16 protein-coding genes, 1 other RNA gene and 3 pseudogenes are annotated in these 26250 nt (G+C 54.9%); 7 read left to right on the top strand and 13 right to left on the bottom strand.

Annotated elements, in window-relative coordinates; translation table 11 throughout:
• The first annotated feature begins 501 nt into the window (after window positions 1-501).
• Entirely contained in the window at window positions 502-1902 is a 1401-nt protein-coding gene (gene gabP / locus MFF34_RS16775) for a GABA permease (RefSeq protein ID WP_027595068.1), read from the top strand.
• 99 nt (window positions 1903-2001) lie between these two features.
• Here gabP and MFF34_RS16770 read toward each other — a convergent pair whose 3' ends face one another.
• Window positions 2002-2862, bottom strand: a complete 861-nt coding sequence (locus MFF34_RS16770) for a LysR family transcriptional regulator (protein ID WP_238215362.1) — start codon at window positions 2860-2862, stop codon at window positions 2002-2004.
• A gap of 285 nt (window positions 2863-3147) precedes the next feature.
• On the opposite strand from MFF34_RS16770, the gene MFF34_RS16765 reads away from it, so the two are divergent.
• The 3 genes from MFF34_RS16765 to MFF34_RS16755 all read left to right on the top strand — a co-directional run bounded on the left by MFF34_RS16765 (window position 3148) and on the right by MFF34_RS16755 (window position 7822).
• On the top strand, window positions 3148-4689 hold the full coding sequence (locus MFF34_RS16765) for an MFS transporter (protein WP_238215360.1): 1542 nt from the start codon (window positions 3148-3150) through the stop codon (window positions 4687-4689).
• Window positions 4690-4796: 107 nt separating this feature from the next.
• Window positions 4797-5264 carry a hypothetical protein gene (locus MFF34_RS16760; RefSeq protein WP_238215358.1) on the top strand — a complete coding sequence of 156 codons (468 nt, stop codon included), beginning with the start codon at window positions 4797-4799 and terminating at the stop codon, window positions 5262-5264.
• A gap of 164 nt (window positions 5265-5428) precedes the next feature.
• On the top strand, window positions 5429-7822 hold the full coding sequence (locus tag MFF34_RS16755) for a TonB-dependent siderophore receptor (protein WP_238215356.1): 2394 nt from the start codon (window positions 5429-5431) through the stop codon (window positions 7820-7822).
• A gap of 94 nt (window positions 7823-7916) precedes the next feature.
• On the opposite strand, the gene MFF34_RS16750 is transcribed toward MFF34_RS16755, so the two are convergent.
• The 3 genes and pseudogenes from MFF34_RS16750 to MFF34_RS16740 all read right to left on the bottom strand — a co-directional run bounded on the left by MFF34_RS16750 (window position 7917) and on the right by MFF34_RS16740 (window position 12499).
• Window positions 7917-9770 carry a 3'-5' exonuclease gene (locus MFF34_RS16750; protein WP_238215354.1) on the bottom strand — a complete coding sequence of 618 codons (1854 nt, stop codon included), beginning with the start codon at window positions 9768-9770 and terminating at the stop codon, window positions 7917-7919.
• A 453-nt stretch (window positions 9771-10223) separates the two neighbouring features.
• Window positions 10224-12092: a DUF2075 domain-containing protein gene (locus tag MFF34_RS16745; protein WP_238215352.1), complete on the bottom strand. Its 1869-nt coding sequence runs from the start codon at window positions 12090-12092 to the stop codon at window positions 10224-10226.
• A 24-nt stretch (window positions 12093-12116) separates the two neighbouring features.
• Window positions 12117-12499: pseudogene (locus tag MFF34_RS16740) on the bottom strand (nucleotide pyrophosphohydrolase).
• A 589-nt stretch (window positions 12500-13088) separates the two neighbouring features.
• Here MFF34_RS16740 and MFF34_RS16735 point away from each other — a divergent pair.
• Window positions 13089-14141: a DNA cytosine methyltransferase gene (locus tag MFF34_RS16735; protein WP_238215350.1), complete on the top strand. Its 1053-nt coding sequence runs from the start codon at window positions 13089-13091 to the stop codon at window positions 14139-14141.
• A 410-nt stretch (window positions 14142-14551) separates the two neighbouring features.
• Here MFF34_RS16735 and MFF34_RS16730 read toward each other — a convergent pair whose 3' ends face one another.
• Window positions 14552-15289: an MAE_28990/MAE_18760 family HEPN-like nuclease gene (locus MFF34_RS16730; RefSeq protein WP_012312617.1), complete on the bottom strand. Its 738-nt coding sequence runs from the start codon at window positions 15287-15289 to the stop codon at window positions 14552-14554.
• Window positions 15276-16379, bottom strand: a complete 1104-nt coding sequence (locus MFF34_RS16725; protein WP_238215348.1) for a DUF262 domain-containing protein — start codon at window positions 16377-16379, stop codon at window positions 15276-15278. Before MFF34_RS16725 ends, MFF34_RS16730 begins: the two co-directional genes overlap by 14 nt.
• 714 nt (window positions 16380-17093) lie before the next feature.
• Here MFF34_RS16725 and MFF34_RS16720 point away from each other — a divergent pair.
• The gene (locus tag MFF34_RS16720) at window positions 17094-17342 is read left to right on the top strand and encodes a DNA cytosine methyltransferase (protein ID WP_238215365.1); all 249 of its coding nucleotides are present in this window, start codon (window positions 17094-17096) and stop codon (window positions 17340-17342) included.
• Here MFF34_RS16720 and MFF34_RS16715 read toward each other — a convergent pair.
• Window positions 17281-17718 carry a very short patch repair endonuclease gene (locus tag MFF34_RS16715; RefSeq protein ID WP_238215347.1) on the bottom strand — a complete coding sequence of 146 codons (438 nt, stop codon included), beginning with the start codon at window positions 17716-17718 and terminating at the stop codon, window positions 17281-17283. The two genes, MFF34_RS16720 and MFF34_RS16715, sit on opposite strands and share 62 nt — an antisense overlap.
• Window positions 17719-17801: 83 nt before the next feature.
• Between MFF34_RS16715 and MFF34_RS16710 the strand changes: the two genes are divergently transcribed.
• Window positions 17802-19823 carry an ATP-binding protein gene (locus MFF34_RS16710; RefSeq protein ID WP_238215336.1) on the top strand — a complete coding sequence of 674 codons (2022 nt, stop codon included), beginning with the start codon at window positions 17802-17804 and terminating at the stop codon, window positions 19821-19823.
• 405 nt (window positions 19824-20228) lie between these two features.
• On the opposite strand, the gene MFF34_RS16705 is transcribed toward MFF34_RS16710, so the two are convergent.
• The 6 genes and pseudogenes from MFF34_RS16705 to MFF34_RS16680 form a co-directional block, all read right to left on the bottom strand.
• Complete coding sequence (locus MFF34_RS16705) at window positions 20229-21353, bottom strand: MrcB family domain-containing protein (RefSeq protein WP_238215334.1); 1125 nt, start codon at window positions 21351-21353, stop codon at window positions 20229-20231.
• A 258-nt stretch (window positions 21354-21611) separates the two neighbouring features.
• On the bottom strand, window positions 21612-21887 hold the full coding sequence (locus tag MFF34_RS16700) for a hypothetical protein (protein WP_238215332.1): 276 nt from the start codon (window positions 21885-21887) through the stop codon (window positions 21612-21614).
• Window positions 21884-22863: pseudogene (locus MFF34_RS16695) on the bottom strand (integrase domain-containing protein). The gene MFF34_RS16700 and the pseudogene MFF34_RS16695 overlap by 4 nt, the downstream one beginning before the upstream one ends.
• Window positions 22864-23809: 946 nt before the next feature.
• A pseudogene (locus MFF34_RS16690) lies at window positions 23810-25077 on the bottom strand (integrase domain-containing protein).
• Window positions 25078-25264: 187 nt separating this feature from the next.
• Window positions 25265-25656: a transfer-messenger RNA gene (gene ssrA / locus MFF34_RS16685) on the bottom strand.
• Between the two features lie 97 nt (window positions 25657-25753).
• Window positions 25754-26035 carry a hypothetical protein gene (locus MFF34_RS16680; RefSeq protein WP_027595050.1) on the bottom strand — a complete coding sequence of 94 codons (282 nt, stop codon included), beginning with the start codon at window positions 26033-26035 and terminating at the stop codon, window positions 25754-25756.
• Between the last annotated feature and the right edge of the window lie 215 nt (window positions 26036-26250).

Raw genomic sequence — 26250 nt, 5'->3', positions numbered from 1 at the left:
TGCGCTGAGCCCTTTCTAGCGCTGCCCAAGCGCCCAACACACCCTCCCTGTAGGAGCAGCCTTGTGCTGCGAAGAGGCCGGTGAACACACAGTGAATCTCTGCTGTGTTCACCGGCCTCTTCGCAGCACAAGGCTGCTCCTACAGTGCATTAATCCAAGCCCTGACGATGCAGCAAGCGTTGCAGGGCGATGCACACCCAAATGAAAAACGATAGCTTCAGACGGCCCGATGGCGCGTTTGGACATGCCAATCGCGACATCTGGCGGGAATGGAAAAGCGTTGTCGTGATCGCACACCTGCGGGACGTTCTCGTGTAATTTTCCTACGCCTTACGGGGCTTAAATGGACCTCGAATTCTGCTGGTGCGTTGCTCTGAATGCGTGCAAAAGGCCAACAACAGCGCGTGAGTGATGTGTCATTCCGATGGACTCTCTAGGAGATAATGTTCGCCTACGCCTGCCCCCGTCCTTCCTTGTGTCAGCAAAAAGAGAACAAGATCAATGAACACCGTGGGATCTGATGGCAACCTTGCACAAGGTTTCAAGCCACGTCATGTAACGATGCTGTCCATCGCGGGCATCATCGGTGCAGGACTATTCGTAGGCTCCGGGCACGCGATTGCCGCGGCCGGGCCAGCCACCCTAATTTCTTACTTCGTGGCCGGCACCCTGGTGGTGCTGGTCATGCGCATGCTCGGCGAAATGGCCGTCGCGCACCCTGATACCGGGTCCTTCTCCACCTACGCCGACCAGGCCATTGGCCGCTGGGCTGGCTACACCATTGGCTGGTTGTACTGGTGGTTCTGGGTGTTGGTCATCCCCATCGAGGCACTGGCGGCGGGGCATGTACTGAACGCCTGGTTCCCGCAGGTGGACAGCTGGATCTTCGCACTGGCCTCGGTGCTGCTGTTGGCAGGTACCAACCTGTTCAGCGTGGCCAAGTACGGTGAGTTCGAGTTCTGGTTCGCGATTCTCAAGGTCACCGCCATCCTTGGCTTCATCGGCCTGGGCTTCGCGGCCTTGATGGGTTGGCTGCCAAACCGTGAAGTCAGCGGTTTGAGCACCTTGGTCGCCGAGCACGGCGGTTTCGCGCCCAAGGGCTGGTCTGCCGTCATCGGTGCCTTCATCACCGTGATGTTCAGCTTCATCGGTACCGAGGCCGTGACCATCGCCGCCTCCGAGTCCAGCGACCCGTCCCGCAACATCGCCAAGGCCACCCGCTCGGTGATCTGGCGGATCAGCACCTTCTACATCCTGTCGATCTTCGTGATCATCTCAGTGGTGCCTTGGAACGATCCGCAATTGGCGGTGGTGGGCTCCTACCAGCGTGCGCTGGAGATCATGAACATCCCCAACGCAGCCTTCATGGTCGACCTGGTGGTGCTGGTGGCTGTTACCAGCTGCATGAACTCGTCGATCTACATTGCCTCGCGGATGATGTATTCGCTGGCCAAGCGCGGTGACGCACCGGCCTTCCTCAACAAGACCTCCAAGGTCGGCGTGCCGCGCTCGGCGGTATTTGGCAGCACCCTGATCGGCGCGGCCATCGCCATCCTCAACTACTTCGCGCCCAAAGGCGTGTTCGAGTTCCTGCTGGCCAGCTCGGGCGCCATCGCCTTGCTGGTGTACATGGTCATCGCCATCTCCCAGCTGCGCATGCGCCGCCGCCTGGAGCGCGAGAACGCCGAACTGAAGTTCCGCATGTGGCTGTTCCCATGGCTGACCTGGGCGGTGATCATCTTCATCGCCGCGGCGCTGGCGGTGATGATGTATACGCCTGAGCACCGGGTGGAAGTGAGCTCGACACTGGGCCTGGCGATCGTGATTTCCTTCCTGGGGATAGTCACATCGCGGGGGCATACGCAGGCAGTGGCGGCGCGGTCGGTGAGGGGATCGGCTTAATCGTCCAAGCCAAAAGTCTCACCCCTGTTCACTTAAGAATGCCGGGGCCGCTCTGCGGCCCCAATACAGGCGATGGGGTGAGACTTTTACTGCGGGGGATCAGCGCATCATCTCGATGTACCTGATCACCGCAGGTGCCTTTTCGAAACGCCGATGAACCAGGCTCAGCCATGAGCTGGCCTGGCAATCGGCGATACGCCGGTAATTCACCTGCGCCAGGCTGATGCGCTGCACGACCGACTCCGGTACCACGGCGATGCCCTGGCCCAACGAAACCAAGGTGATGACCGCGACCAGGCTCCCAGGTTGCGGGCCGAGCCGTGGCACGAAACCACCTTGTGCCGAGACTTCGAGCGTGCCGGAAATCTGCTCGGGGAGGATGAAGGTCTCATTGGCCAGGCGGGATGCCGGGATCTGTGGCAACTCATTGATCCGCGAGTTGGCAGGCAGGGCGAGAACGAAACCTTCCTGGTGCAGGGCGATGGCTTCCAGTTCTTCCGGCAGCTCCATCGGCGAGCGCACGTAGGCGAGGTCGAGCAGGCCATCGCGTACCTGTCCAGGCAACTCCACCATGGGCAGCTCGCGGATGTTCAGGCGTACGTCTGGGTGGCTTTCGCTAAAGCCGGTCACCTGCCGCTGCAGCATGCCCGAATACGCGGCAGAGGCCACATAGCCCATTTCGATACGCCCGCTTTCGCCGCGCCCTGCACGCTGCGCGCCCAGTTGTGCGGCATCGAACTGGCGTACGGCCTGTTCGGCTTCGATCAGCAACGCCTGGCCTGCAGCGGTGAGGTTCACCTCGCGTTGGCTACGCTCGAACAGGCGCACGCCCAGCTCGCGTTCCATGTCCTGGATCTGCCGGCTGAGGGTAGGCGGAGCGATGCCCAACTGTTCTGCGGCACGGGTGAAATGGCCGTGCTGGGCGACGCAGAGGAAGTAGCGGAAATGGCGGATTTCCATGCGGTGTTACCTGCAAGCTAATGACGCGGGCCACTGCGGCTAACAAGCCGTGGGGCTGATGGCGTTAGGGTGAAGACAACACTACAAGGCTGGTGCCATGGCGGCAAAGGTATCGGTGCTGTGAGTGATATTGCCGGGGCCGCTGCGCGCCCCTTCGCAGCACAAGGCTGCTCCTACAGGTACAGCGCAGCACCCAAGGCATGCGCTGCACCTGTAGGAGCAGCCTTGTGCTGCGAAGGGGCGCGCAGCGGCCCCAAAGATCCAGCCCGCCTTCGGAGCCTTGCCATGCCCACGCCCGCTTCCCCGCGCTTCACCCTGCTCACCGCCTCACTGGTCTGCGCCCTGATCATTCTCGACACCAACATCGTCGCCGTCAGCCTGCCCAGCATCGCGCGCGACCTGTCCGGCGCGTTCGCCGATATCGAATGGGTGGTCAGCGCCTACCTGCTGGCCTTCGCCGCCTGCCTACTGCCAGCGGGCAGCCTGGCCGACCGCTTTGGCCGACGCCGCCTGCTGCTGATCGGCCTGGCCGTGTTCGGCATCGCCTCGCTGGCCTGCGGCGCAGCCCCCAGCTTAATGTTCCTCAACCTGGCCAGAGCGGCCAAGGGCATCGGCGCCGCCATGTTGCTGACCTCGGCACTCGCCGCCATCGGCCACCGCTTCCATGAACCCCAGGAACGCCTGCGCGCCTGGGCCTTCTGGGGTGCCTGCATGGGCGCCACCATCACCTTCGCGCCGCTGCTCGGCGGGGTGATCGCCAGCACGCTGGGCTGGCGTTGGATCTTCTACATCAACCTGCCATTGGTGGCGGTGCTGGCCGTGATGGTACTGCGCAGCGTCGAGCCGTCCCACGACAGCGCCGCAGCACGCCTCGACCCTTGGGGTAGCCTGACCTTCGCAGGCAGCCTGGGCTACCTGATCTGGGCAATGATTGACGCCAACCAAGCCGGTTGGGGCAGCGCCCAGACCCTGGCGCGGCTGCTGATCAGCGCATTCCTGTTCGGCCTGTTCATCATGGTCGAACGCAGCCAGACACGGCCGATGATCGACCTGCGGCTGATGCGCAGCGGGCGTTTCGTGGGTGCCCTGTTGGGCATGTTTGGCTATGCGGCCTGTGCCCAGGTGATGATGACCTTGCTGCCGCTCTACCTGCAAAACGGCCTGCAACTGTCGGCCCTGGCGGCGGGGGCGGGGATGCTGCCGTTCGCCGTGGCCATGCTGCTGACACCCCGCCTTGGCATGCGCCTGGCCACTCACCTGAGCCCGGCCCAGGTGTTCGCCCTTGGCCTGTTGCTGGTGGGCGCGGGCAACCTGCTGTGTGCCTGGGCCGCTGGCTACGGCGGCTACAGCGCTTTTGCCCTGGCCAGCGTGGTGCTGGGCGCGGGGGCAGGGCTGCTCAATGGCGACACGCAGAAAAACATCATGGCCTGCGTGCCCCGTGAGCGTACCGGCATGGCCTCGGGGCTGAGCACCACCACGCGCTTCGGCGCGATCGTGCTGGCCATCGGTGTGCTCGGCGGCGTGCTGGCGGCCCGTAGCGGCCAACTGCTGCACGAGGCCATGGCCGCCGTGGCGCCCGCGCATTTGGGCGAGGTTGCCACGATGGCCACGCGCGTTGCCGCGGGCGACCTGCAGGCGGCTTTAGCCGTGCTGGACCCTGGCCTGCGTGAGGCAGTGGCGCCGTTGGCCCGCCAGGCCTTCATCGGAGGGTTTGAAGCCGTGTTGCACGTGGCAGGCGTGGCGGCGCTGCTGTTCGCGGTGCTGGTCGGCGTGTTACTGAGCCGACCCCTGCCGGCCCTGCAGGATGCACGTTTAACTGAAGGCTAGTGATGAGGCCGCGGGCGCAATGCGATTGTTTCTTCTTGACGCGCAACTAATTCAATTGGCAAATGTCATTGACTGCGCGCCAATTCAGACTGAAGAAGGAGCTTCACATGCACAATGACGACGTAACTGCCCCAACCATCGAACTGCCTCCCGGCGTGTTCCCTCCGATGCCAGGTTATACGAATGCAGACCTGCTGTTTGTCATGAACCAGCCCATCGAAGCGCTGCTTGAACAACACAATGTCGACCCTGGCTTGATTCGCGAAACCAGCATAGCCCTGGTCAGCCATGTGTATGCGGTGTTTGAACGAGAAGATGTCGACTACCAAATCGCCACTTGGTATCAGAAGCCCTATGATGAGCCCTCCAAGCGTGCGCGCAGCGTCGAAATCATCTCGGAACAGTTCGGGGTATTTGCAATAAAGGCTGCCGCCGAATCCTTGAAAGGCTCGCCATTGCTGCATCTGGGTAAGGACTTTTATATGACGTTCGTCAGCTTGGCGGGTACTTCCATCAAAGCGCACATTTTGAAGTTGAATGACCGCGACGACGGGGCACAGTCAACGCAGGAATAGGGCGCACGGTAAGCCTGGACGGCGGTGTGGGAGGCTCAATAGCGCGCGTGTGACGTGTGTTGCGCAGAAACCTGAAAATAAATGAGGTGTTTTCTCATTCTCGTTCGGCCTGTAGAGAAGGCCGGAATACAGGCCAGTCTGCCAGCACTCCACGGAGCGAGAAAATGAGTTCGACCCCGGTTCCACAGCGCCACCCCTTGAATCGTGCCCTTCATGGCGCTTTCTTGGGGCTGGTTGTCAGCAGCTATGCCTTGCCGTCGCTTGCGCAACCCTTGGCCACTGATCACAACAACCAACTGCAGCAGTGGAACATCCCGGGGGGCCCGCTGGCGCCGGCGCTCGACCGCTTTGCGCGCCAGGCGGGCATCAGCCTGTCTTACGATGCGCAGAGCATCGGCAACCGCACGACCCAAGGCGTCCAAGGCACGCTCGAGACGTCGGCAGCACTGTCCTCACTGTTGCAGGGGACCGAGTTGCAGCCAGAGCTGCAAGGCCCGAATGCCTACCTGATCATTCCGCAAACCAAGCCTGCCGGCCCGCTTGAACTTGGCGCGACCGAGGACTATCGCCTGGCGCCCGTCATCATCAATGCCAAGGTCAAAGCCAATGCTGATGACGACGCCGACTCGGTGGTCGCCAAAGAGCTGTGGGTGGGTGGCAAAGTCGCGACCAGCATCCTCAACACGCCCGCGTCGGTGTCGGTGGTTACCCGCAAGGAAATGGAGCAGCGCAGCGTCAGCACCACCGAAGAGGCCCTGCTCTACACCCCAGGCGTCATTAGCGACTTCTACGGCTCGGACGACCGCAACGACTACTTCCAGATCCGCGGCTTCCAGGCCACCACCTACCGCGACGGCCTAACCTTGAGCTCGATGCGCGGTGTGCGCGAAGACCCCTACGCCTACGAGCGCATCGAAATTTTGCGCGGCGCCAACTCCACCCTGTTCGGCCCGGCCGACCCCGGTGGCTCGGTCAACTTCGTGACCAAACAGCCCCGCTTCGAGCAGTTCGGCCAGGGCTACGTCACTTACGGCTCCTACGACCATGCCGAGACTGGCATCGATGTTGGCGATGCGCTGAACGACGAAAAAACCGTCGCCGGCCGCTTCACCGCCAAGATGCAGAACAGCGACCGCGAGTACGACCACTCGCAAGACGACAACCGCTTCGTGATGGGTGGCCTGACCTGGGCGCCGACCGACTACACCTCGGCCACCGTGATCCTGGACTACCTGAAAACCGACAGCTCGCCCAACAGCGGTGGCTACCCGCTGGACAAGGAATACGACCGCAGCGATTTTTACGGTGAGCCCAGCTACAACTTCCACAACGTCGAACGCACCAGCCTCAGCGGCAACATCACCCACGACTTCGACAACGGCTTCGTGCTGCGCAGCAACCTGCGTTACAGCGAGCTGAGCGATGACTTCGGCTACGCCTACCTGAGCGACAGCCCTACGCGTGTTGGCACCACGATCCCACGCTACGTGTTTGGTACCGACAGCGATGCCGACCAACTCAACGGCAACTTGATGCTGCAATACGATGCCCAGTTCGAGCACATCGACAGCAGCACCCTGGTGGGCGTGGAGTACCTCGACTCGACCACCAAGCAAAGCTCCGTCTACGGCCTGGCGCCTTCCATCGATATCGCCAACCCAATCTTCACCGGCGTGCCGGGCGATATCTCGCCGTATACCCGCAAAAAGAATGACGCCACGACCAAGGCTGTTTTCCTGCAGCAGAACTTGTCGTTCTACGACCGCGTCATCGCTACCGCAGGTGTGCGTAACGACTCCATGGACCTGTCTAGCAAGGAGTACATCGGCGGCGCCACGAGTGAAAACGACAGCTTCTCCGAAACCTCTTACCGCGGTGCGTTGACCTACATCGTCAACGATGAAGTGTCGACCTATGTGAGCATGGTGGAATCCGTTTCGCCGCCACAGGTTGGCGTTACCCCGCAAACGGGCCGGCAGTACGAAGTGGGCGTGAAGTATTCGCCCATGGGCATGGATGCGTTGTTCTCTGCAGCCGTTTATGACCTGACGCAGGAGAACGTCACCATTGCCGTGGTGTTGCCGAGCGGCATTATCGAGCAGCAGACGGTGGGTGAGTCTCGCGTGCGCGGCCTGGACCTGGAAGCCAAGGCGCAGGTGACGCAAGACATCAGCGTGATCGGGGCTTACTCGTATATGGAGTCTGAAGTGCTGCGTGGGTCGTTGTATGACGGCTCGTCGCTGAAGGGTAAAGAGTTCACTACGGCGCCGAAGCATTCTGCCTCGCTTTGGAGCTACTACAGCATTCCTGATACTGACGTGAGCGTTGGGCTGGGGGCGCGGTATGTGGGCGGGTATTACATGGATGCGGCCAATACCAAGAAAAGCGATGGCACCACGCTGTTTGATGCGGCTTTGAATTACAAGATTGCCAAGGGGACCGACCTTGCGCTGAATGTGAGCAATCTGTTTGATGAGCAGCATGTGGTGGGGTCGGGGACTGCGAACTATTACAACCCGGGGCGGGAGGTTACGGCTAAGTTGAGTTATAGCTGGTAAGGCGATTTCTGGATTGTGAAGTGCCCGCCGTATGGCGGGCACTTACGTTGGCTCCTTCACGCATGGTGAGTGTGGTACTGATTTAAGCAGCTGCCTAAAGGCTGGCTTTTACCTGGGCCACCGCCTCCCCAAGGCGCTCGGTGAACCCCGACTGGCCTTGATGGCTCATCACAAGGCGATCAACTGCCCGTGTCATCGCCACGTACAGCAAGCGCATCTCGTCGGCCTCATCCTCACCTTTTCCTGGCATTTCATGCAGGCGCGGGATCATCACAAAACCAAACTCCAGCCCTTTGCTGGAATGCATGCTGACGACTTTTACCGAGTTTTCGGCATAGAGCTTTGTACGCTGAGAGATCACCCTGGCACTGGTGTAAGGAATACCTGCCGCTTTTAGCGCCTCCTCAACCCAGATGGCTTGACTGGTATGTCGGTAAATCACCGCCATGTCTTCCCAGGCTCTGCCGTTTTCATGTTCTGCCCTTAACCTCATCGCCAGGCACTGTGCTTCTTGTGCTGGCTGAGAGAAGCTTAAAAGCTGTGGCATCTCACCCCGACGCCCCGCACTTTGAGGTGCAAGCACCGGTACATGATCGTCTTCGGCATCACGTGCGCTTAGCAGATCCTTGGAGAATGCATGGGCCACCGAGAGTACTTCTAGGGTGTTGCGGTAATTGGTACGCAGCACCGTGGTCCGGCCAGCGGCCTTGATGCCTACGCTGGCAAAGCTGAACGCCATTTTTGCCGTGCCCGTCGTCTTGCCGCGATAGATGGCTTGAGCGTCGTCATACAGTACCAACAGGTCTTCACGCTCGCGATCCACCTGATGGACGACCAAGCGAAACCACTCGGGTTTAAAGTCGTGCCCTTCGTCAATGAGGATGGCGGCGTATTGCTCTGGGGCTAGGGCGCCGCTTTCCATGTGCCGAAGCACTTCGTCTTCCAATGCTTGAACGAACTTCGCCCCTTTCATTTCAGGAAGACTTAGCTTTGCATTGGTCAGTAAACCGTGGCACCAGGCATGGAAGCCCATGATCGTTACCTTGTGGTCCTGACGGTGCTGCTGCAGTACTTGGCTCAAACGCGCGGCAAGCGTTTTGTTGAAGCACAAGACCAAAACCGGTTTGGTAGCTACGCGAGCTAGGTACAAGCAGCGATAGACCAAGATCATGGTTTTACCGCTACCGGCGACACCGTGGATCACCCGATGGCCATCGCCCATGGAACGTGCCAGCTGCTCTTGCTGAAGGTCCATCACCTTAAGCAGGCTGGGGAGGGGAGCATCTTGTTCACTGAACAACCCGAACTGAGCACGTGCCGGGTTTAACCGAATCTCGGGAAACAGGTGGTAGCGCACTCGGTCAATTTGCTCCGGCTGCAAGTGCACCGGGAACTGATGTACGAGCATCTTGCACACCTGCTGTTCGAATACCGTGCTGTCTGCAGTTTCGTACATTTCGTCTTTGCAGATTACCCGCGTGCCTTCCATCGCTGCGCCGAGCTTCTTTGCATCGAACTCTTTGCGAGTGATCTCGGTGAGGACCACCCCCCAGCTGTACGGCATGATGAGTTTGCCAGGCCGGTAAGCCCCAGCACCTTGGGTTAAGGCGCTGTCTTTTTCCAATGCCTGGACCGTTTCAAAGGCATTTTTGCGGGCTTGGGCCAGCGGGTTGATGACGGTTTTTTCCTGGCCGTCATCGTATTTTTTTACATCGCTGGCCGTCATCGAGATCAGCGAAGTGATTTTCCAGTCTTTGACCTCAAGCACTAGCAGCCCGATTTTGGGGTGCAGGAGGACGAAATCAGGTTGCAGGCCTTTTGGCCCGACTGGCACGTTGAACCAGCACAACCAGTCGTCTGAGAGCTTTTTTTCGAGTCGTTCGGCGAGTCTTTTTTCGCCTGGGGCGTCGAAGCGGCAGGCACTGAGTGCGGGGAAGAGTTGGGCCATATCCTTAGCCTCCATATCCAAAAACGACATGCACGGTAGGATTTATAGCTGCGGGGTGCAATGAAAAAGGTGAGGGGGGCGTGGATTTTTTGGGGAGATGTGGCAGGTTCACTGGGCTAGATACCGGGAGGAAGCGGCGCGAACAAAGGGCTGGAAACACGGTGCGAAAAAGCGAGTCGTGGGGGCTCGTGTCACATCTTTCTTGAGCCGGGGTAATCTGAAACGAGTCGGTATCTATCTGTTTTGTCTAATTAATAATTGATTGGTCAACTTGCTTGGAATACCAGTTGGAACGCAGCGTGGTCTGGATTCCGATGGACGGTGCTTACGTGAGCCGCCCCCAAAAGCGAATTGGGTCCAAATCTATCAGCCAAATGGTCGTGCTGTTGATTGTCGCCCCTGTGCGTACGATGTCCCCACTCGCACGTACAGGAGCTCCTGACAACGATACCGTCAATGATTACCGTGCTGGCTAAGCCGACTCTCGAAGTACTGCGCAGTCTCTTTGTCGGTGCAGTACAGGTAGCAACCCTTCATCCCGCGAGTCATCAGGGTCCGGTACGTATTTTTGATGATCAGGTCTGTTTCACTTTTCGCGAGGGTAGGTTGCTCTTTCATCATTTTTTTCCAGCCGCGAATCGATTTATCGTGCCTGTCGCGCTCATCTGGGGATGTCACGACCTTACCGTCACGTACGACCAGATCTGGTCCGATAATCACCCCGATGTAGTCGACTTCCAAACCTTGGCAGGTATGAATGCAGCCAACCTGCTCAATGGAGTTTTCAGCGATGATCCATAGGCTGCCATCCTGATCCAGATTCCATTGGCGTTTGTAGTCACCAATCACGATATCAGCAGCGGTGGGGTCTTTCTTGCTCAACCAAGGCCAGCAATAGCCCGCGACCACACGAGCTTTGTTCCCGTGGTTTTTCTCGTTGATTGCGTCATGCATCGCCTGAGGTGAGTCGAACACCTTAAACTCGTACTCTTGGGTCTCAAGCGTAGGATTTGCCGTCGAGCGAATGCCTAGCGTGTCATCCAACCATGCCAGGTAACCGTCAGAACCACTGCAGCGAAACTGCGAAGACAGCACGTGCTCTTCAACCACAGCACCCTTGGCTTTCGCAAAGGCGCGAATCGCCTGCTTGCTGCCGATATCGCTCAAGGTTACACGCTGGTCCTCATCAATGAAGAAAATGGAGCATTTCGCTGAGTCAATCAGCTCCTTGATCTGGTTCTCCCCAAGGTTTCCATAAAGCCCGCTTTTCTCATTCAGTCGGTGAGCTTCGTCCACGATGAGCGCATCGAATGTGTTGGGCTCAGTGTCGATGAATGCCCCAGAGCCTGAAAAGAAATTCGAGAAATGGCTGCGCTTGATGGTGCCAACCAGTTTGCTTTCGTAGACCTTGCGAGGGGCAGCATTCTTGGAGACGTATTTGCTCATCAGCTTCAATTCGGTGAGCTTCACCAGCAGATTGATAGCCAGGACAGTTTTCCCGGTGCCCGGCCCACCTTCGATGATCATCACCTTGGGTGCTTGGTCCGAGGCCTCGCTTGCCGCCGCCAGCGCCGACTCAAAAATTGCTTTCTGATCGTCAATCAATACGAACTCGGGTTTGCCTTTCATCAACCCCGCGAGGGCCTCGGCTAGCGCCTTGGACGGGCGAATTTTTCCTTCGGACAGTTCGTAAAGAACCTCTTTGTTGTCGCCATGAGTTATATGCTTTTTCAGGAAGCTTCGGAGTTTACTGAGCTCTTCCGGGCCTTTCAGGAACAGTGGCGCCTTGCTGATGTGGGGCTCGTAGTGAGCCGAATCTATGATGCCGTCGCTGACATAGTTATGAAGGTAGGCACACGGACGGATTTCGATGCTTTTGTCATACACCGCCTCGTTGAAGCCTTCCAACAGCGCTGCATATGACCAAACCTGATAGGACGGGTGAATGGTCTCAATGAGGCCGCCACCCAACGTTGTTTTGACGATGGCGTCTTTGGTTGTGGCGTTGGCCTTGCTCCATTGCTTCAGCTCGATCAGTACGGCCTTTTTTGCCTGGTTTTCGTCGCGACCGGTGAGTAGAAAGTCGATTCGCTTCGACGACTGCGGAATGTGCAATTCAATGGCCAGGCCTGCATCGCTCGGGAGGCCCTCATCTCTAAGGACCTTGGCCATGTACGTCAGGGACCCTTGCCACGACCTGATTTCCGAGGAGCCTACGTTCTTGCCGGTAGCGTCCTTGTAATGCCTGAGGATTACCTCCTCAATGTCATCGTTATCGTTGTCTTTAAGAAATTGCTGTTTGGTCGCAGCGTAAACGATCACGGGTTGTCCTTAGGTGCGTGTTGGTCAGAGTCGGTCGTACTTTTTGCCGTTGCTTCTGGCTTTATCCACGGGGTACTTCTGGCCATTCGAGGCGAGTTTCTGTGTCACGGCTTCGTTGAGGTCAATGCCGAGTACACTGCTCAGGCGAACTAGGTACATCAGTACGTCTGCCAACTCATCCTTGATGGCTTGGCCGATTTCGGGATCTGTTGCGGCGGAGATCGAATCGGCATCGCTCATCCATTGGAAGATTTCGCACAGTTCGCCTACCTCGCCAGTGAGAGCCAGGATGAGATTTTTGGGGGAGTGGAACTGCTGCCAGTCGCGATCATCAGCGAAACGCTGAGGGATGCGGCAAGCTTCGTTATGTCAACCAGTGGCGCGGACGAGCTATCTGAGTCACTCACGGGGCTATCTCTTGGTTATCAGTGAGGGGCAAAGGATCTTTAGGAAATCGGGCTTCGTATTGTAAGACCTTTCGCAATTGACGCAGGCGTTTTGTTTTTTTCCCGCTCACTGTCTGCCAGCCGAATTGCTTGCCAGTATTCGCTATGTCATTTGAGGGGGGAACGTGGGCCGCCTACAGGCGGATTTTCTAGTGCTTGGCGACAGCCTCCGCCGTATCTGGCCTGGCAATTGGCGACAGGATGGTGACTGCCGTGGCGACGCACAGGATTCGTCGAAGACCTATATCGCGACTGATGGCGGCGCCCGGTCTGATTGACGCGGCATCAGGAGTCGAAATTCCGTTTAAATCATTGATTTATATGTGCTTTACATGAGCTTTTGTGGGTTGTATTTCATTGGGTACCCTGGGCTCTACGGAGGTTTTTAGCCCAGGAGATATGTGGGAAAGGGGCTTTGGGGGGCGTCGAGCCCTGCCTTCTGCGCTTCACAGGTTTAGGAGGCCAGCCAAAACCTGTATAAATTTTCAGTGTTTGTGCTCGATCTTTCGCGCCAAACCGGTTAGAATGACCTCCGTTAGGAGGCTTTCCCATGCATACTATTGACGCCGTTGACCTTTTTTGTGGTGCTGGAGGGCTGACTGCAGGTCTGCTCAAAACTGGTATCAGCGTTCGTGCTGGCTACGACATCGATCGCAATTGCGAGTATGCCTATAAGACGAACAACGGCGCAGAATTCGTGGCTGAAAGCGTTGAGTCTGCAAAGGTTGGCGATGTTGCTGCTTGGTATCGAGACGGTCGGGTCAAGCTCTTGGCGGGATGCGCTCCCTGCCAGCCCTTCTCGACCTACAATCAGGGGCGTGATACCAGCACTGATCGCAAGTGGCCGCTTCTGTATTCGTTTGAAGAGCTCATCAAAGGCATTAAGCCAGAGCTTGTCACCATGGAGAACGTCCCTGATGTTACCAAGCACAAGGTATATGTTGACTTTGTAAAGGGGCTGGAGGATGAGGGCTACCATATTTGGGCAGGGACCATCCACTGCATTGACTACGGACTTCCTCAGCAGCGTCGCCGACACGTACTGTTAGCTTCGAAATTTGGTCCAATAGCCATGATTCCGAAGACTCATGCAGGCAAGCCGGTGACAGTGGAACAGGCAATTGGACATTTTCCAAAGCTTGAAGCTGGTGGGTGTGATCCGAAGGATCCTCTGCACCGTGCGGCTACTTTAACTCCAACAAATCTTGAGCGCATCAAACGATCAACGCCAGGCGGTACATGGAAAGATTGGCCAGAGTGGCTGCGCGCACCTTGTCATCGCAAGAGTAGCGGCAAGACTTACCCGAGTGTTTATGGTCGGATGCGCCATGATGAACCCGGGCCGACTATGACGACGTTATGCTATGGATTTGGCAACGGGCGATTCGGTCACTATGATATGAAGCAAAATCGCGCAATCTCTCTTAGAGAGGCTGCAACTTTGCAATCCTTTCCTGAAACTTATCAATTTATGCCGCCTCAGGAAATCACGTTCAAAGCAGTCGGTCGCATGATAGGAAACGCCGTCCCTGTTCGACTAGGTGAAATTATCGGACTGAGTATTCAGCGCCACCTGGAAGAATTTGCTACCGATCGGAAGTAGGGGCAAATTCTCTTCTGAGTCGCAGCTTAAGTGAGCATGAACCTATCGTTTCGCACCTCCAGATGATGATTACTCGTCAGCCCAGCGTCTCAAACTGGGCTGACTTTCTACATCCCATTCTACGTTAGCGTTAAGCTTTTGTATCCAGTAGTATTGGCGAATCTTTGGGGTGGTTGCATATTTGCAGTTCTGATGGTGATGCCAAAAATACTCTTGCACGAATATTATTGATGTGTACTTCATTAGTAGTACATCCAGGCTTCCAGGAAGCGGTTTTTGTGTGGCTTGAATTGGAGTCACATATGATGAAATAAACGTATCGATTTAAGGGCGGGTGCGCGCCCGCCCAAAGTTTTCATAATTCTAGAGCATATTTGTGGGTTTTCCGTCTTTTTCAGTCGTTCTCCAAATTAGGCTGGTAGTGCAGTAGGTGCTGCATATTTCTTCTTTCTCAGATATGAAGAAATCGACCATAGCACGGATCTTAGATATACTGTAGTTTGGTAGTGGACCTTGGAGAGATACTCTGGTGAGGTATCTTGCCCGCACTGTTCAAATGATAGCCTTCCATGAGCCAAAGCATTTCTTTTATCTCTAACGTCTCGAAGTTGGCGCAGAGTTTGACGGCCGTTTAAGTTTGGGTCTGCAGTTTGGAAACCGTACTTTTTAGCTGTCGTTTTAATCTCTGCGCAATCAACATTTCCAGAGAATATTTTTTCTCTATCGTAACCAAGTCTGGTTATAGCAATTTCAATCGGGTGCGTTCTTCCATCTAAAGCTGAGCTATGACTGTCCTTGATGGCACGCTTGAAATGACTAAGTGCAATGTTTTGTAAGTTTCCGCTTAATTGGTCAAAACCCAGGTTGTCGCCATCCACAGCTTTGTGAATCGCGTCAATAGCATTTGTCATAGTCGCTTCCACCAAATTGTAAAGAAGCAAGTAGGTGTTCGCGCGTAAAGTTTTTGTTAGTTCACGCGATAGCTCGGCTCCTGCAATTGGAGCGATTTCGCCGTCAGTTTCACCGGCAAGTGATACAGAACGATTGTTCGCAATTATTTCTATGAAGTCAATGTATCTACTTACCTCGGCGCTTCTTTGCCTGAACAGGTCGTAGAGTTCGACGACAAGAACTTCACTGTTGGTCATACTGGACCTCTCGACCCAGCAGATTATCCCTGACAAAGTGGATTCGATTTACCACTTTTGGCCTGGAGTTGCTTGCATCAGAGCGAGTGAGCGTCTTGAACTCATCACTTGCCAGCCATGCCATTGAAGCCGGAACTAACCCTGGAGCTATTCTTTGAGCAAGGGCTACGCCGACTGAAATTGACTCAAATCGAATTCGAGGTACCGAAGAATTATTGGGCGCTTTCTTGAATCCATGAGGGAAAAATCTTTGAACGAAGTCAAGCATGTTTTCAAATGTTGTGAGGAGCTCCTCCCGGTCGAAATCATGGTTGTTCATATGGTCAAGATATTCATCTAGGAATTCATCGACCCGCTTGTTGAATGCTTCATATCTATGTAGGTAGGCGTAGAATCTAAGTACCATCTCCTCATAGTCGCGATGATTGATTCTTACGTCACTGATAGGGCAGAGCTGTCTGAAACGCAGGCTGGCAGCAGTGTTTCGAACAAAATCAGTGAACGGACCATCCTGTGAGCCGAATCGTTGCTCCATGTCCTTTAATTTTGTTCCGCCAGTGTTGAGGCGGTCGAAGAGCTGGCGGCGCGCCTCTTCATCGACTTCCATTAACTCGATCATTCGCATTGTTTTGCGTCTAAATCTAAGCTGGCGTGAGACTGGGAAATCTTTAAAGTAAAATCCGTTCAACATTGGCAACATTTTCAAATCGTCAAGCTTGAAATCGTTACCTAGAAAACGTACAAGTGTTCTTATTCTTTGCGAGCCGTCAACTATTTCTAAGCGGCCTTCGTTTTCGCCAGTGTGTACATCGGCGACATATAAATATGGTATTGGCAAATTAAGTAATATTGATTCAATAAATCTGCCTTGCTGTTCCTCGCTCCAGACTAGCTCACGCTGATAATCTGGAATGAATAACTCGGCCTTGTCGGTTTCCTCTAGTTTGTCTACATATTTCGATACAATTACTTCGATAGGGTATTCTCTTATGTCGAAGTCTGTTTCTTTTTGCCTCTCGATGATTTGTTTTTCAGCTTCGATTTTTTGTTCGTCGCTAATAAGTGCGAACATTTCTCCCTGCTTTGCCATTAAAATTCCTTATCTGCTGATTGTTGGCCAAGTTGTTAATTGATGTTGCGAGGTTTTTGGTTTGATCCGACTGTGCTGCACCATTGGGTTAAGCTTACACCTTTCGACGGTGTATGAGTTGATAGGGTTCGATAGAACGGTTGCAGGGGGGTGAGCATTCGCTCCTCGGGTAATTTGCTATCCCGGATGCTTCGCAAGGGGCGCCGAGGGATTTCTCGTAATGCCTGCATTCTCTGCAAAACCATCTTCTCGCTGGAAGGCATTTTGCCATTAATGGCGGTGAATGGAAGCCCTTTGCCAGCATGAAAGTCGGTATTTCCGGGGCAGCGAAAACAATTTTTATCCCGCATTCGAGAATACCCGTTACCAGCCGGTAGCGCAGTGATCACTTAAGATTGGACGCCTAAGCCGAATGTGGCATGTCAGCAACCCAGCTTGATTTAACGGCCATTCATGATCTGTCTCCTCTAGCAGTTGAGTCTCATTAATTTCCCCACGTAAGCCCGCCAAGAATGCTGAGTGTTATCAGGGATCAAGGCCCCTGGTACCTGTGGGGATGTCCTCTAACGCGGGACTAGCGGCTCCTTCCGTCCGGGAGCAAGGTAATCTCTTGATCTGGCCTCCTGAGCACCGTTGCCGGTGGGCGGGTGGAAGCTGCATTGGCTCAGGAGACCGGTGCCGCGAGATCCTGAGCCAGGTGTAAGCAGCAATGCGATGACCGGGGCATGCCTGGCTCAGTCAGGTGCGGTCCATTCCTTGAACTGCGGCACCATATCGTTAAGGGACGCGGTCACACTGCAATTGTTTCCCACGGATTACAGATTCATGTCACCGGAAGAAATCACGTTCAAATCCATAGGCCGCATGATTGGCAATGCGGTTCCCGTAAGATTGGGCGAAATCATTGGCCTGAGCATCCAGCGTCACCTTGATGAGCTGGAGCGACTAAAAACACCTTCCTGAGTCGAGCATCCAAGGACATCACGTCCTTGGTCTCACACTCCCAAACGACGACAACTCGCCAGCCCAACTCGCGCAGTTGTTCGGCTTTCCTATTGTCTCGCTCCACATTCGATGCAAATTTCGGTAGCCAGAAATCTTGGCGTGTTTTCGGCGTCGAGGCGTAACGACACCCCGGATGCCGGTGCCAATAACATCCGTGGACGAAAACCACCGTCCTTCGCTTAGGAAGGACGACGTCTGGACTGCCAGGCAGAGACTTCGAATGCAGACGGAATCGAAGCCCCATGCTATGGAGCAGGCGCCTCACGACCAATTCTGGCTGCGTGTGCTCCCGCTTGATCAAACGCATCCGATCGGACGCCGTGAACTGGTTCATAGTGGCTCTTCGCTGCTGAATTGCGGATCCACTTGTGTAACCATGCAGCCAAAGCCAAACGAACACAACAGGGAAAAACAGCAATGGATGCAATAGTCGAAGCGGTTGAGGATCAGGAGTTATTTTTGGAAATCGACCTCAACGTGTTGAATCACCTGGGGATAGGTCTATACAGCAGCACGCCCGCCGTAGTCACCGAGATCGTCGCCAACGCATGGGACGCCGACGCCCATACCGTTACGGTAGACATTCAACAAGACAAGATTATCGTTCAAGACGATGGCCACGGGATGGGGCACGGAGAGCTGCAGGCCCGATTCCTTCGTGTCGGGTATGCCCGCAGAGACCAACCGAAAGGCAATAAAAGCGACACTCTTGACCGCCCGGTGATGGGCCGGAAGGGAATTGGGAAACTGGCGATGTTCTCTCTAGCGGACCAAATCGACATTTGGTCAAAGAAAGCCGGGGGGCCACCTGTCTCCGCTCGAATCAACGTCGAACAACTCAGGAAAGACATTCAGTCAGCCAAGAAATATTCTCTCGAAAAGCTGGACACAGAATATGACTGGGGAGACAAGACCGGAACACGCATCGTTCTTTCGAAGCTAACGGCGGGAACTGATAAAACGGAGAGCTTTCTCCGGCCCCGCATAGCGAGGCGTTTCAGTGTGCTGGGAGATATCCATAAATTTAAAGTGATAATTGATGGACATGAAATCACGACCCAAGATCGCGGGTATCATGCAGACGTCCAGTTCTGGTGGGATTTGGAGGATGAAACCAGGTCAGAGCAAAAGCCTCTACTCAAGAATCTTGCGACCGACGAAGATGGCCAGGAGTGTATAAAGCGCATAAACAAAGTCGTAGTCGTCGAAAACCATGCCTATAACCTCCGAGGCTTCATCGCCACTGTCGCGAAGCCGAAGAGCCTGAAAAAGACAGATGACAACATCAATCAGATCTCACTGTTCGCCAATGGCCGGGTATTCCAAGAGGATATGCTGAAGGACATCGGCAATGCCAAGGTGTTTAACAGCTATATCGTTGGTGAGATTCATGCGGACTTTCTCGATAGGGATGGAACTGACCGGGCAACGGCAAACAGGGAATCGGTGAAAACCGGAGATCCTCTGGTAAGCGCTGTCCGTGCGTGGTTGAAGAATGCTCTTGACGATATTGCGGACCAGTGGGATGACTGGAGACGCCAGCAGAATGTCGATAGCGACGATGAGCGCACCAAGCTGGCGCTGGAAAAATGGTACGCCTCTTTGACGGACGGCCGAGATAGGAAGCTAGCTCAGAAATTGATCACCCCCATCCTGTCGGCTGAGCACTCGAATGATGACACCAAGAACAAGGACATCAAGCGAGACTTGGTACGTAGTGCGATTGTTGGCTTTGAAAAATTACGAATCCGGAAGCAGCTGGACAAACTCGAAAAAGTCACCGATGTATTATCCGTCGAGTTTCAGAGGCTGTTTCTGAATCTCGATAGCGTTGAAGCGACCCATTATCACGAAATCACCCGCTCCAGATTGCAGGTGATTGAAAAATTCGAAAAAGAAATTGCTAATACAGATGCGCTTGAGAAGGTTGCTCAGAACTATTTGTTCGACCACTTGTGGCTACTTGATCCGACATGGGGGCCGGTAGGTGAAAGTAAGGTTATGGAGCAGACTCTCACCAAAGAGTTGAAAAACATTGCGCCTGATAATCCTACCGGTGCACGGATTGATATCGCCTACAGAACTTCGACAGGGCGCCACGTAATTGTGGAGCTGAAGAAACCTGACAAAAGATCGGTAGATGTAGATGACCTTACGAAGCAAGGACGGAAATATCGAGGTGCGGTTACGGAATATCTCCGCAAGCATAGCGATATTGGAGGTCTGAGTGGCCGCAAACCAGCCATCGATGTTGTATTTGTGACCGGCGAACTCCCTAGGACCAGCGACGGAGATGTTCTGGAAATTCTAAGGGTAAACCAAATGCAATCGTTCACTTACGAGGGAATGATCGTGAATGCGCGGAGAGCATATCAGGAGTATTTGGATGCATCGCCGAGTGTTTCCATTATCGATGACATCGTGTCGAATATAACCTGATCATGCGTGCCCTGCCTATGGTCAAATAGGCAGGGTAGCTTTTTTTAGGGTGGATCTGTTTACTGTGTCACCGTCCGCTTTTGGCAGAGGTCGAAAAGGAGACAGGTTTAATTTCTGGACGTGAACGAGTCGCAGATAAATCTATCCCCTTTTTTATGGGGTGAAGTGGATTTTAACTTTGATTTGATGCCGATTAATTGATGTTCCCTTAGCAAGTGGCCTCATACGCTTCTTTTACTCAATTGACTTATCCTTGTGTCATTGTCTAGTCAGATGAGATTCCGGTGGAAACCGTGGCTCTGGGATTATTCTTGATGCCGCTGTTTACTATGATCATTTAAGATGATCAGTTGTGTTTATTTGCTGAGTAAAATTGCAGCCTTGCTCTGTTAGGGTGTTGAATTATTATCTGGGTGTTCGAGTTTGATTTCGGGCGATTGAGCCGTTGGATTTTCGTGATACCTGAAAAGCTATTGGGTCAGAAGTCCACTCATCGATATCCCAGCCGAGTAAAGCCTCAATCTCGCCGCCAGTAGCTGTTGGTTCTCCGTTATCGCGAGAAAGTCTAATTTTTGAAACGATAATTAGGCCGGTTGATCCCTTATGCGCTCGATGGAGGTTTACTTCATTTTTGGTCATTAGCACCGAATCACAGAAGTCACTGGTCGTACCTTTAACCTCGACTAAAAGCTCCTCGCCAGCTCTCTTGGCTAGTATATCAAATGACTTAGTTGCTGAAGTGTCTTGAGATTCATATCCATTTATTGACAGGTGTTTTATTGCCAGTGTCATAGCATGCCGCTCAATTACCTGTCGCTCCTTTGCTGTCAGTCCTCGGCCTTGCTTTCCTGCTCTGTTTCTTAATGGCTTGGCGATTATAGAAATCTCGTCGGCGCTTTGGTCGCCAGGAGATAGGTCTCGTTGTTCAATTTGAGCAAGATAAATTTCGTTTAGACGTTCCGCAGCTCTGAATAATAGTAGGTCAAGATCGGTAGTATTTAATTCTGAGGCGGCAATGCGCTTGGCGAATCCCGTGGCCTTCTCAAATGTTCGCGGAAGTTGTGCTTTGGCACCCAGAAAAATTTTGTCATCAAAAGGGATTAGCGACTTCCATTTCTGCTGAACGATAAGTCTAGCCCATGAGGTTCGTGTCTTAAGTTCATCATCAGATACCGGCCGGAGATCACCTCCGCGCCAGATAGTGCTTCCACACCCTACGGTAATAAAAACAGCGGAGCCGTCTGCTGCAAAGTGAATTACCAGATAGAAACCTTCTCTAGGGGTAGGGGACATTGCCTTAGAGAATATGCGTACCCACGGAGCTTCCGTCTTTCGCCCGATACCATCCGAGCCTTCAACAGCAAGATCATCGAAAACGCTATCGAATGCCTTCCGTAGAGAAGGTAAACGGCTGCGCAACTCCCCCGCAAGTACTGACCGAATGAGATGCCCCCGCTCTTGCATGTCGGGTGTGTTGGATGACGTATACTTGGGCTGCAAGCTGCAAATTTGGCCTAATGTGATTTCCACTAAGAAGCTCCCAGTCTTATGCAAACTACATTCCAGATGCGGAAATCGTGACCAATTTGTGTCCAGGTCGGTGGATTTCCATCAGGGGATAGGAAGTTATCAATTTATTGCTTTCGGTTCATCCTAATAGTGCATAGATAACGAACCGGGTCCGCTTTTACCCAATTGAGATCACCTTCTGGTGCGCATCTGCCTATGGGCTAGGTGTCTGTTCTGGGTTGATTGCTTTAGGTGCCAATTTTGGGGACCAATTCTCTTTCATGGATTGAAAGCCCATGACTTCTTTAGACGTCGAGCAAGGAGCCGGATCGTCAGTCCGTAGTAATACCGGGTTGCCTCACTGTGCTGGCTAATTCGATGTTTGAGGAACCAAGCTACGTGCTTTCTCTGCCAAGCCCAAGGCGTTTCTCGTTGCCAGCGCTCTGCGATTTCAGCCTGGATGATTTTCGCCTGGCGTACATGACGTTGCCGGGTTGCGTGCGAGCCGCTCAACACAGCAGCTAGGAACAACTCCATATCGAATGGCCTACTCATGCGCACCCTCCAATGTAAGCAGCTACAACATCAATCCGACCGTGCCCCAGCTCATAGCTGATCTGCCTCCGGGCCTCACGATCAAGCTTCCTACCTACCTGGCAAAAGTGGCCACCGTTGATAGGCGCGCGGTGTTGGGTGATTTGCTCATAGCGCTCACATGCGTAGGCCGCTCGTAACTCATGGAAACCTTTGAGGTTGTGTGTTTGCAGGATGTCCCGCGCCGGGCGGATGCTTTCTTGCAGAAGATTCAGGTAGCTTTCGTGTGGCGCAATCAGATTGCGGCTACCCGCAGGCGACACCTGCCGTGCAAACTCAAGTGCACTTCGAACATGGTCTCCACCGCAATCCAACGGGGCGCCGAGGCGCCGGCGCGGCCGCCTTTGGCGCCATCCTGGATGTTAATCCTACCTAGATTGCTAGCCTCACGGCTTAACCGTGGAAGGTCAGCCAAGATGGCCTCACGCAAGCGGATGCCTGTGGCTCGCGCCAACAGAACAATCGCGGCAGCCCGCAGCTGATGATGGCGGCAAAGCGCATCGACGATCTGCTTAACCTGTTCGCGGTCTTGGCCTTGCGGCACCGATTGGCGAACCACTGTGCGCTGCATGCCCAGAGCCTTGCTCGGGCTGGACAATTTCACGCACTGATCACCGCGAAGCGCTGCCATGGTCCTGTTAACACTGGATAGCCGATTTTGTGCGGTGCTGACGGCGAGATCACCGCGCTCAACCAAGTCACGCAGATAGGCCGCATAGTCGGCCAACACCTTTCGATCAATGTGCCGCGCATCATTGATACCGGGCCCTTGTTCGGAGCGGCACCATCTGACGAATGCCTGCCACCGATCACAGTGTGCCTTCACCGTGCCGTAGTGGCCGCCGCCGAACATGTCTTTCAACGCCTGCGGCCCTGCATAGCTCAGTTGCCTGCCGTAGCCGAAATTACGGCCATCGCGTCTACCCACCAATGCCATGTCGAATCACCTCATTGCCTGGTCTACGATCTTCGCCCCACGTCATCCCGCCAAGAATGTTGAGTGTTATCAGGGATCAAGGCCCCTGCGGCCTGTGGGGAATGTCCACTACGCGGGACTGGCGGCTCCTTACATCCGGGAGCAAGGGCATCTCATGATCTGGCCTCCCAAACACCGTTGCCGATGGGCGGGTGGAGGCAGCGCTGGCTGACTAAAGCAGCGCCTGAAGATCCTGAGCCAGGTGAACGCAGCAACGCGATGACTGGGGCATGCCTGACTGTCAGTCAGGTGCAGTCCATTCCCTGGTCTGCGGCACCATCATCTGCATGGCTGTTGCTGGTGACATCGGCGTTTGTCACGCCGATTGTCACGAGGAGGAATGCCGCAAAGCCATGTGCGATAAGGGCTGCAGCAGTGGTAGGAGTGCCCGTCTCTTTCCACGGAAAGAGACGGGCACAGGTTGGCGCAATATTCGGCCAAGCGGATAGGTTGCTGCAGGGCAGCGAGGTACGGTGTATCTGGCGCACGAGCGCTATATGTGTATAGAGCATCCATCACATGGGTAGTGACCGGGCGAGCTGCCGAATGCTAATCGCCCTTGGGGAGAACCACCGCGAGAGCGGCGTGACCTTTAAGGTTCGGGTCACCTGGGGTGCTATCATCGACAGCGTTTGCACGGCCAGTTCTACGCCTGTGGATAAACCCGGTCAAGGGACGAAATTCAGCGCTCTTGGGGACTTGAAAAGCGGTTATCCATCGGTGGAATTCCCTGTTAAATCCCGGACAACTTCGTGGCTTATAGCTCTTCAAAGTGAGGTCCATCCAAACAGGGCGGCTTTGCAGCCCTGTTTGGATGGACCCGTGTTCAAAAGCGGATAAGGGAGGCTGCCTCCCCCGAATCTTGAGCGCTCAAATGTTGCTGCTGCCATTCTTGCGCTGTACGGAGCTAGTGGATCGGCACCACGTTCTTGTCTCTGACTTGGCCGTATGCAGAGGCGAGCAGACTGCTGGTGGCGGCCTTCTGGATGTATTCACTCCACCAAGCCATCATCGGACGCCGGCGCTCGATGTAGTCGGCTCGGTTGTAGGCGCTGCGCACCTCATCCTTGTCGACATGCGCCAGTGCGACCTCAATGAGTTCCGGATCCCAGCCATGTTCATTCAAGATGGTGCTGGCCATCGAGCGCATGCCGTGGCTGACCAACCGATCCTGGAACCCCATACGTTTCAACGCCAAGTTGGCAGTCTGACTATTGGCGTGGGTGCGCGGATTTCTATCGGCCGGAAAGACGTATTCGCGATGGCCGCTGTGAGCCTTCAGTGACACCAGCAGTGCGACAGCGTGATCACTCAACGGGATGCTGTGTGGGCGGCGCTTCTTCATCCGCTCCGGTGGGATAGTCCAGACACGCCTTTCAACACGCCTTTCAAAGTCGATGTCTGCCCAGCGAGTAGTCGCCGCCTCGGCGGGGCGAGTCATCGTGTGTAACTGCCATTCGATCAGGCAGCGGGTAGTGCGTTTGAGGCTGGCGTTCGCAATCTCCAGCATGAGCTCGGGGAGCTCTTCGGGCGGAAGCGCAGCCATGTTCTCTTTCTTGGGTTTCTTGAATACTGCCCTGATCCCACTGAGCGGGTTGGCGAAGATCAGGCCAGAGTTTACGCCGTAGGTCATGATCTCGTTTAGCCGCTGGCTGAGACGCTTGACTGTCTCCAGGCTGCCTTTCGCCTCGATGGGGCGGAGCAACGCGATCACCATCGGCGCGGTGATTTTTGCGAGTGGTGTCGTTCTCAAGTCGGGGAATACATGCAGCGTGAGCGACCGCCAAATGTCCTCGGCGTAGGCCGGGGTGACCGAGTCTTTTTTGAGCTCGAACCCGGCGGTGGCCACGTTCTCGAAGGTGTGTTCCGTTTCTGCGCGCTTGGCTTCATTCAACGTATTGCGCTGCACCTTCGGATCAATGCCTTGGGCGAGCAGCTCGCGCGCTTCGACTGCCTTCTTTCGTGCGTTCGCCAGTGACAGTTCGGGATAGGTCCCGAAGCCGATGTTGATGCGCTTTTTGGTCACCGGTTCGCGGTAGTTGAAATTCCACAGCAACGAGCCGTTGCTGCGTACGCGACCTGCAAACCGTGACCGTCCGTGAGGACGTAATCCTTGGACGCGGGTTTGACTCCCTTGAGCTGTCGATCGGAGAGACGGAGGTTTTGAGCAGGCATGAGATTCTCCTCAGGCACTGATTCGGTATTCCAAAGATTAGCACCGGATGAGGTGGAATACCGTCTGGAATACCCGAACGGCTGGAACTCAAAAACTCTCAAAAGACCGCAAAAGCGCTGGAGGCCGCGTTTTTACTGGATCGCAGGCATAAAAAAAGACGTCCGTGGACGTCTTTTTTTGATCATTTGGTGGAGCCGGGGGGATTTGAACCCCCGTCCGCCAGTACTCCGCTGTCGGTACTACATGCTTAGCCGTGTCTACTGATTTAATCCGCAGCCGCCCGACGGGCAGGGTGCTTTGGATGAGTTGGGTAAGTTTTAGTCGCTTTGCCCCCAACGTGCTACACGACGATCCTGTTCTGTATGACAATCATTTCGGGTTTACAGGCATCCCCTGATGATTGCTGGAGCCGAAGCTACCAGGAGAGCGGGCTCAGCTGCTTACGCAGCGAGAGCGTAACCCTCGTAGTTTTCGTCATTGGCAACTATAGAAAGTTGCAACAGTGGATTTACGAGTTCTGTTACCAACTCGGCATGCACCTAGAGTTTCGCTACCGGCGTCGAATCCTAATCGGCCCCACACTAGCTCTAGCTAACGCACCTTACGGCACGTGAGGCGAGTATACGCCATTGCGCGGGCGACGTCGACAGCTGGTCCGGTCGCCCGCAAATGGGGTCACGTACCGCTGCCGCTGCCTTTCTCGGTTTTTTCCAGGCGCTCCAGCACTTTGCTGGTGATGGCGATGCATTCTTTGGTGTCGCCCGAGGCCTGCGCGGCCTTGGCTTTGTCGACGTGCTCGGTCAGGGCTTTGTCCAGGCCTTCGGAGGTGGCGCCGGCGGTGGCCATGCTGTCATCGATCTTTTGCAGGTTGGTGGTGCAGAGGTCGTCGGCGGCAAACACCGGCGATGCCAACAAGGTGGCGGCCGCGAACAGGGCCGATAGCGCGGTACCTTTCATGGGTGTCTCCTTCTAAGGCCTCTGGAAGGTGGGCCTGTTAAGTGGACTGCGCAGATTTGGCATGGGTTCAATCGGGATGCTGGCAGGGCGATATGATGCGGCTGTAGGGGGATTCTGAACTTGAAACTAAATGCTTCGTGGTGGATGGGTTTGGGAATTATCCTACTGGCGCTGCAGCGGTTTCTCTGTTGTCGATGATGGGCGTTGGGGCTAGT

This window comes from Pseudomonas sp. PAGU 2196, assembly GCF_022179005.1.
GTDB lineage: Bacteria > Pseudomonadota > Gammaproteobacteria > Pseudomonadales > Pseudomonadaceae > Aquipseudomonas > Aquipseudomonas kermanshahensis.
This window is presented reverse-complemented; position numbering and strand designations above follow the sequence as displayed.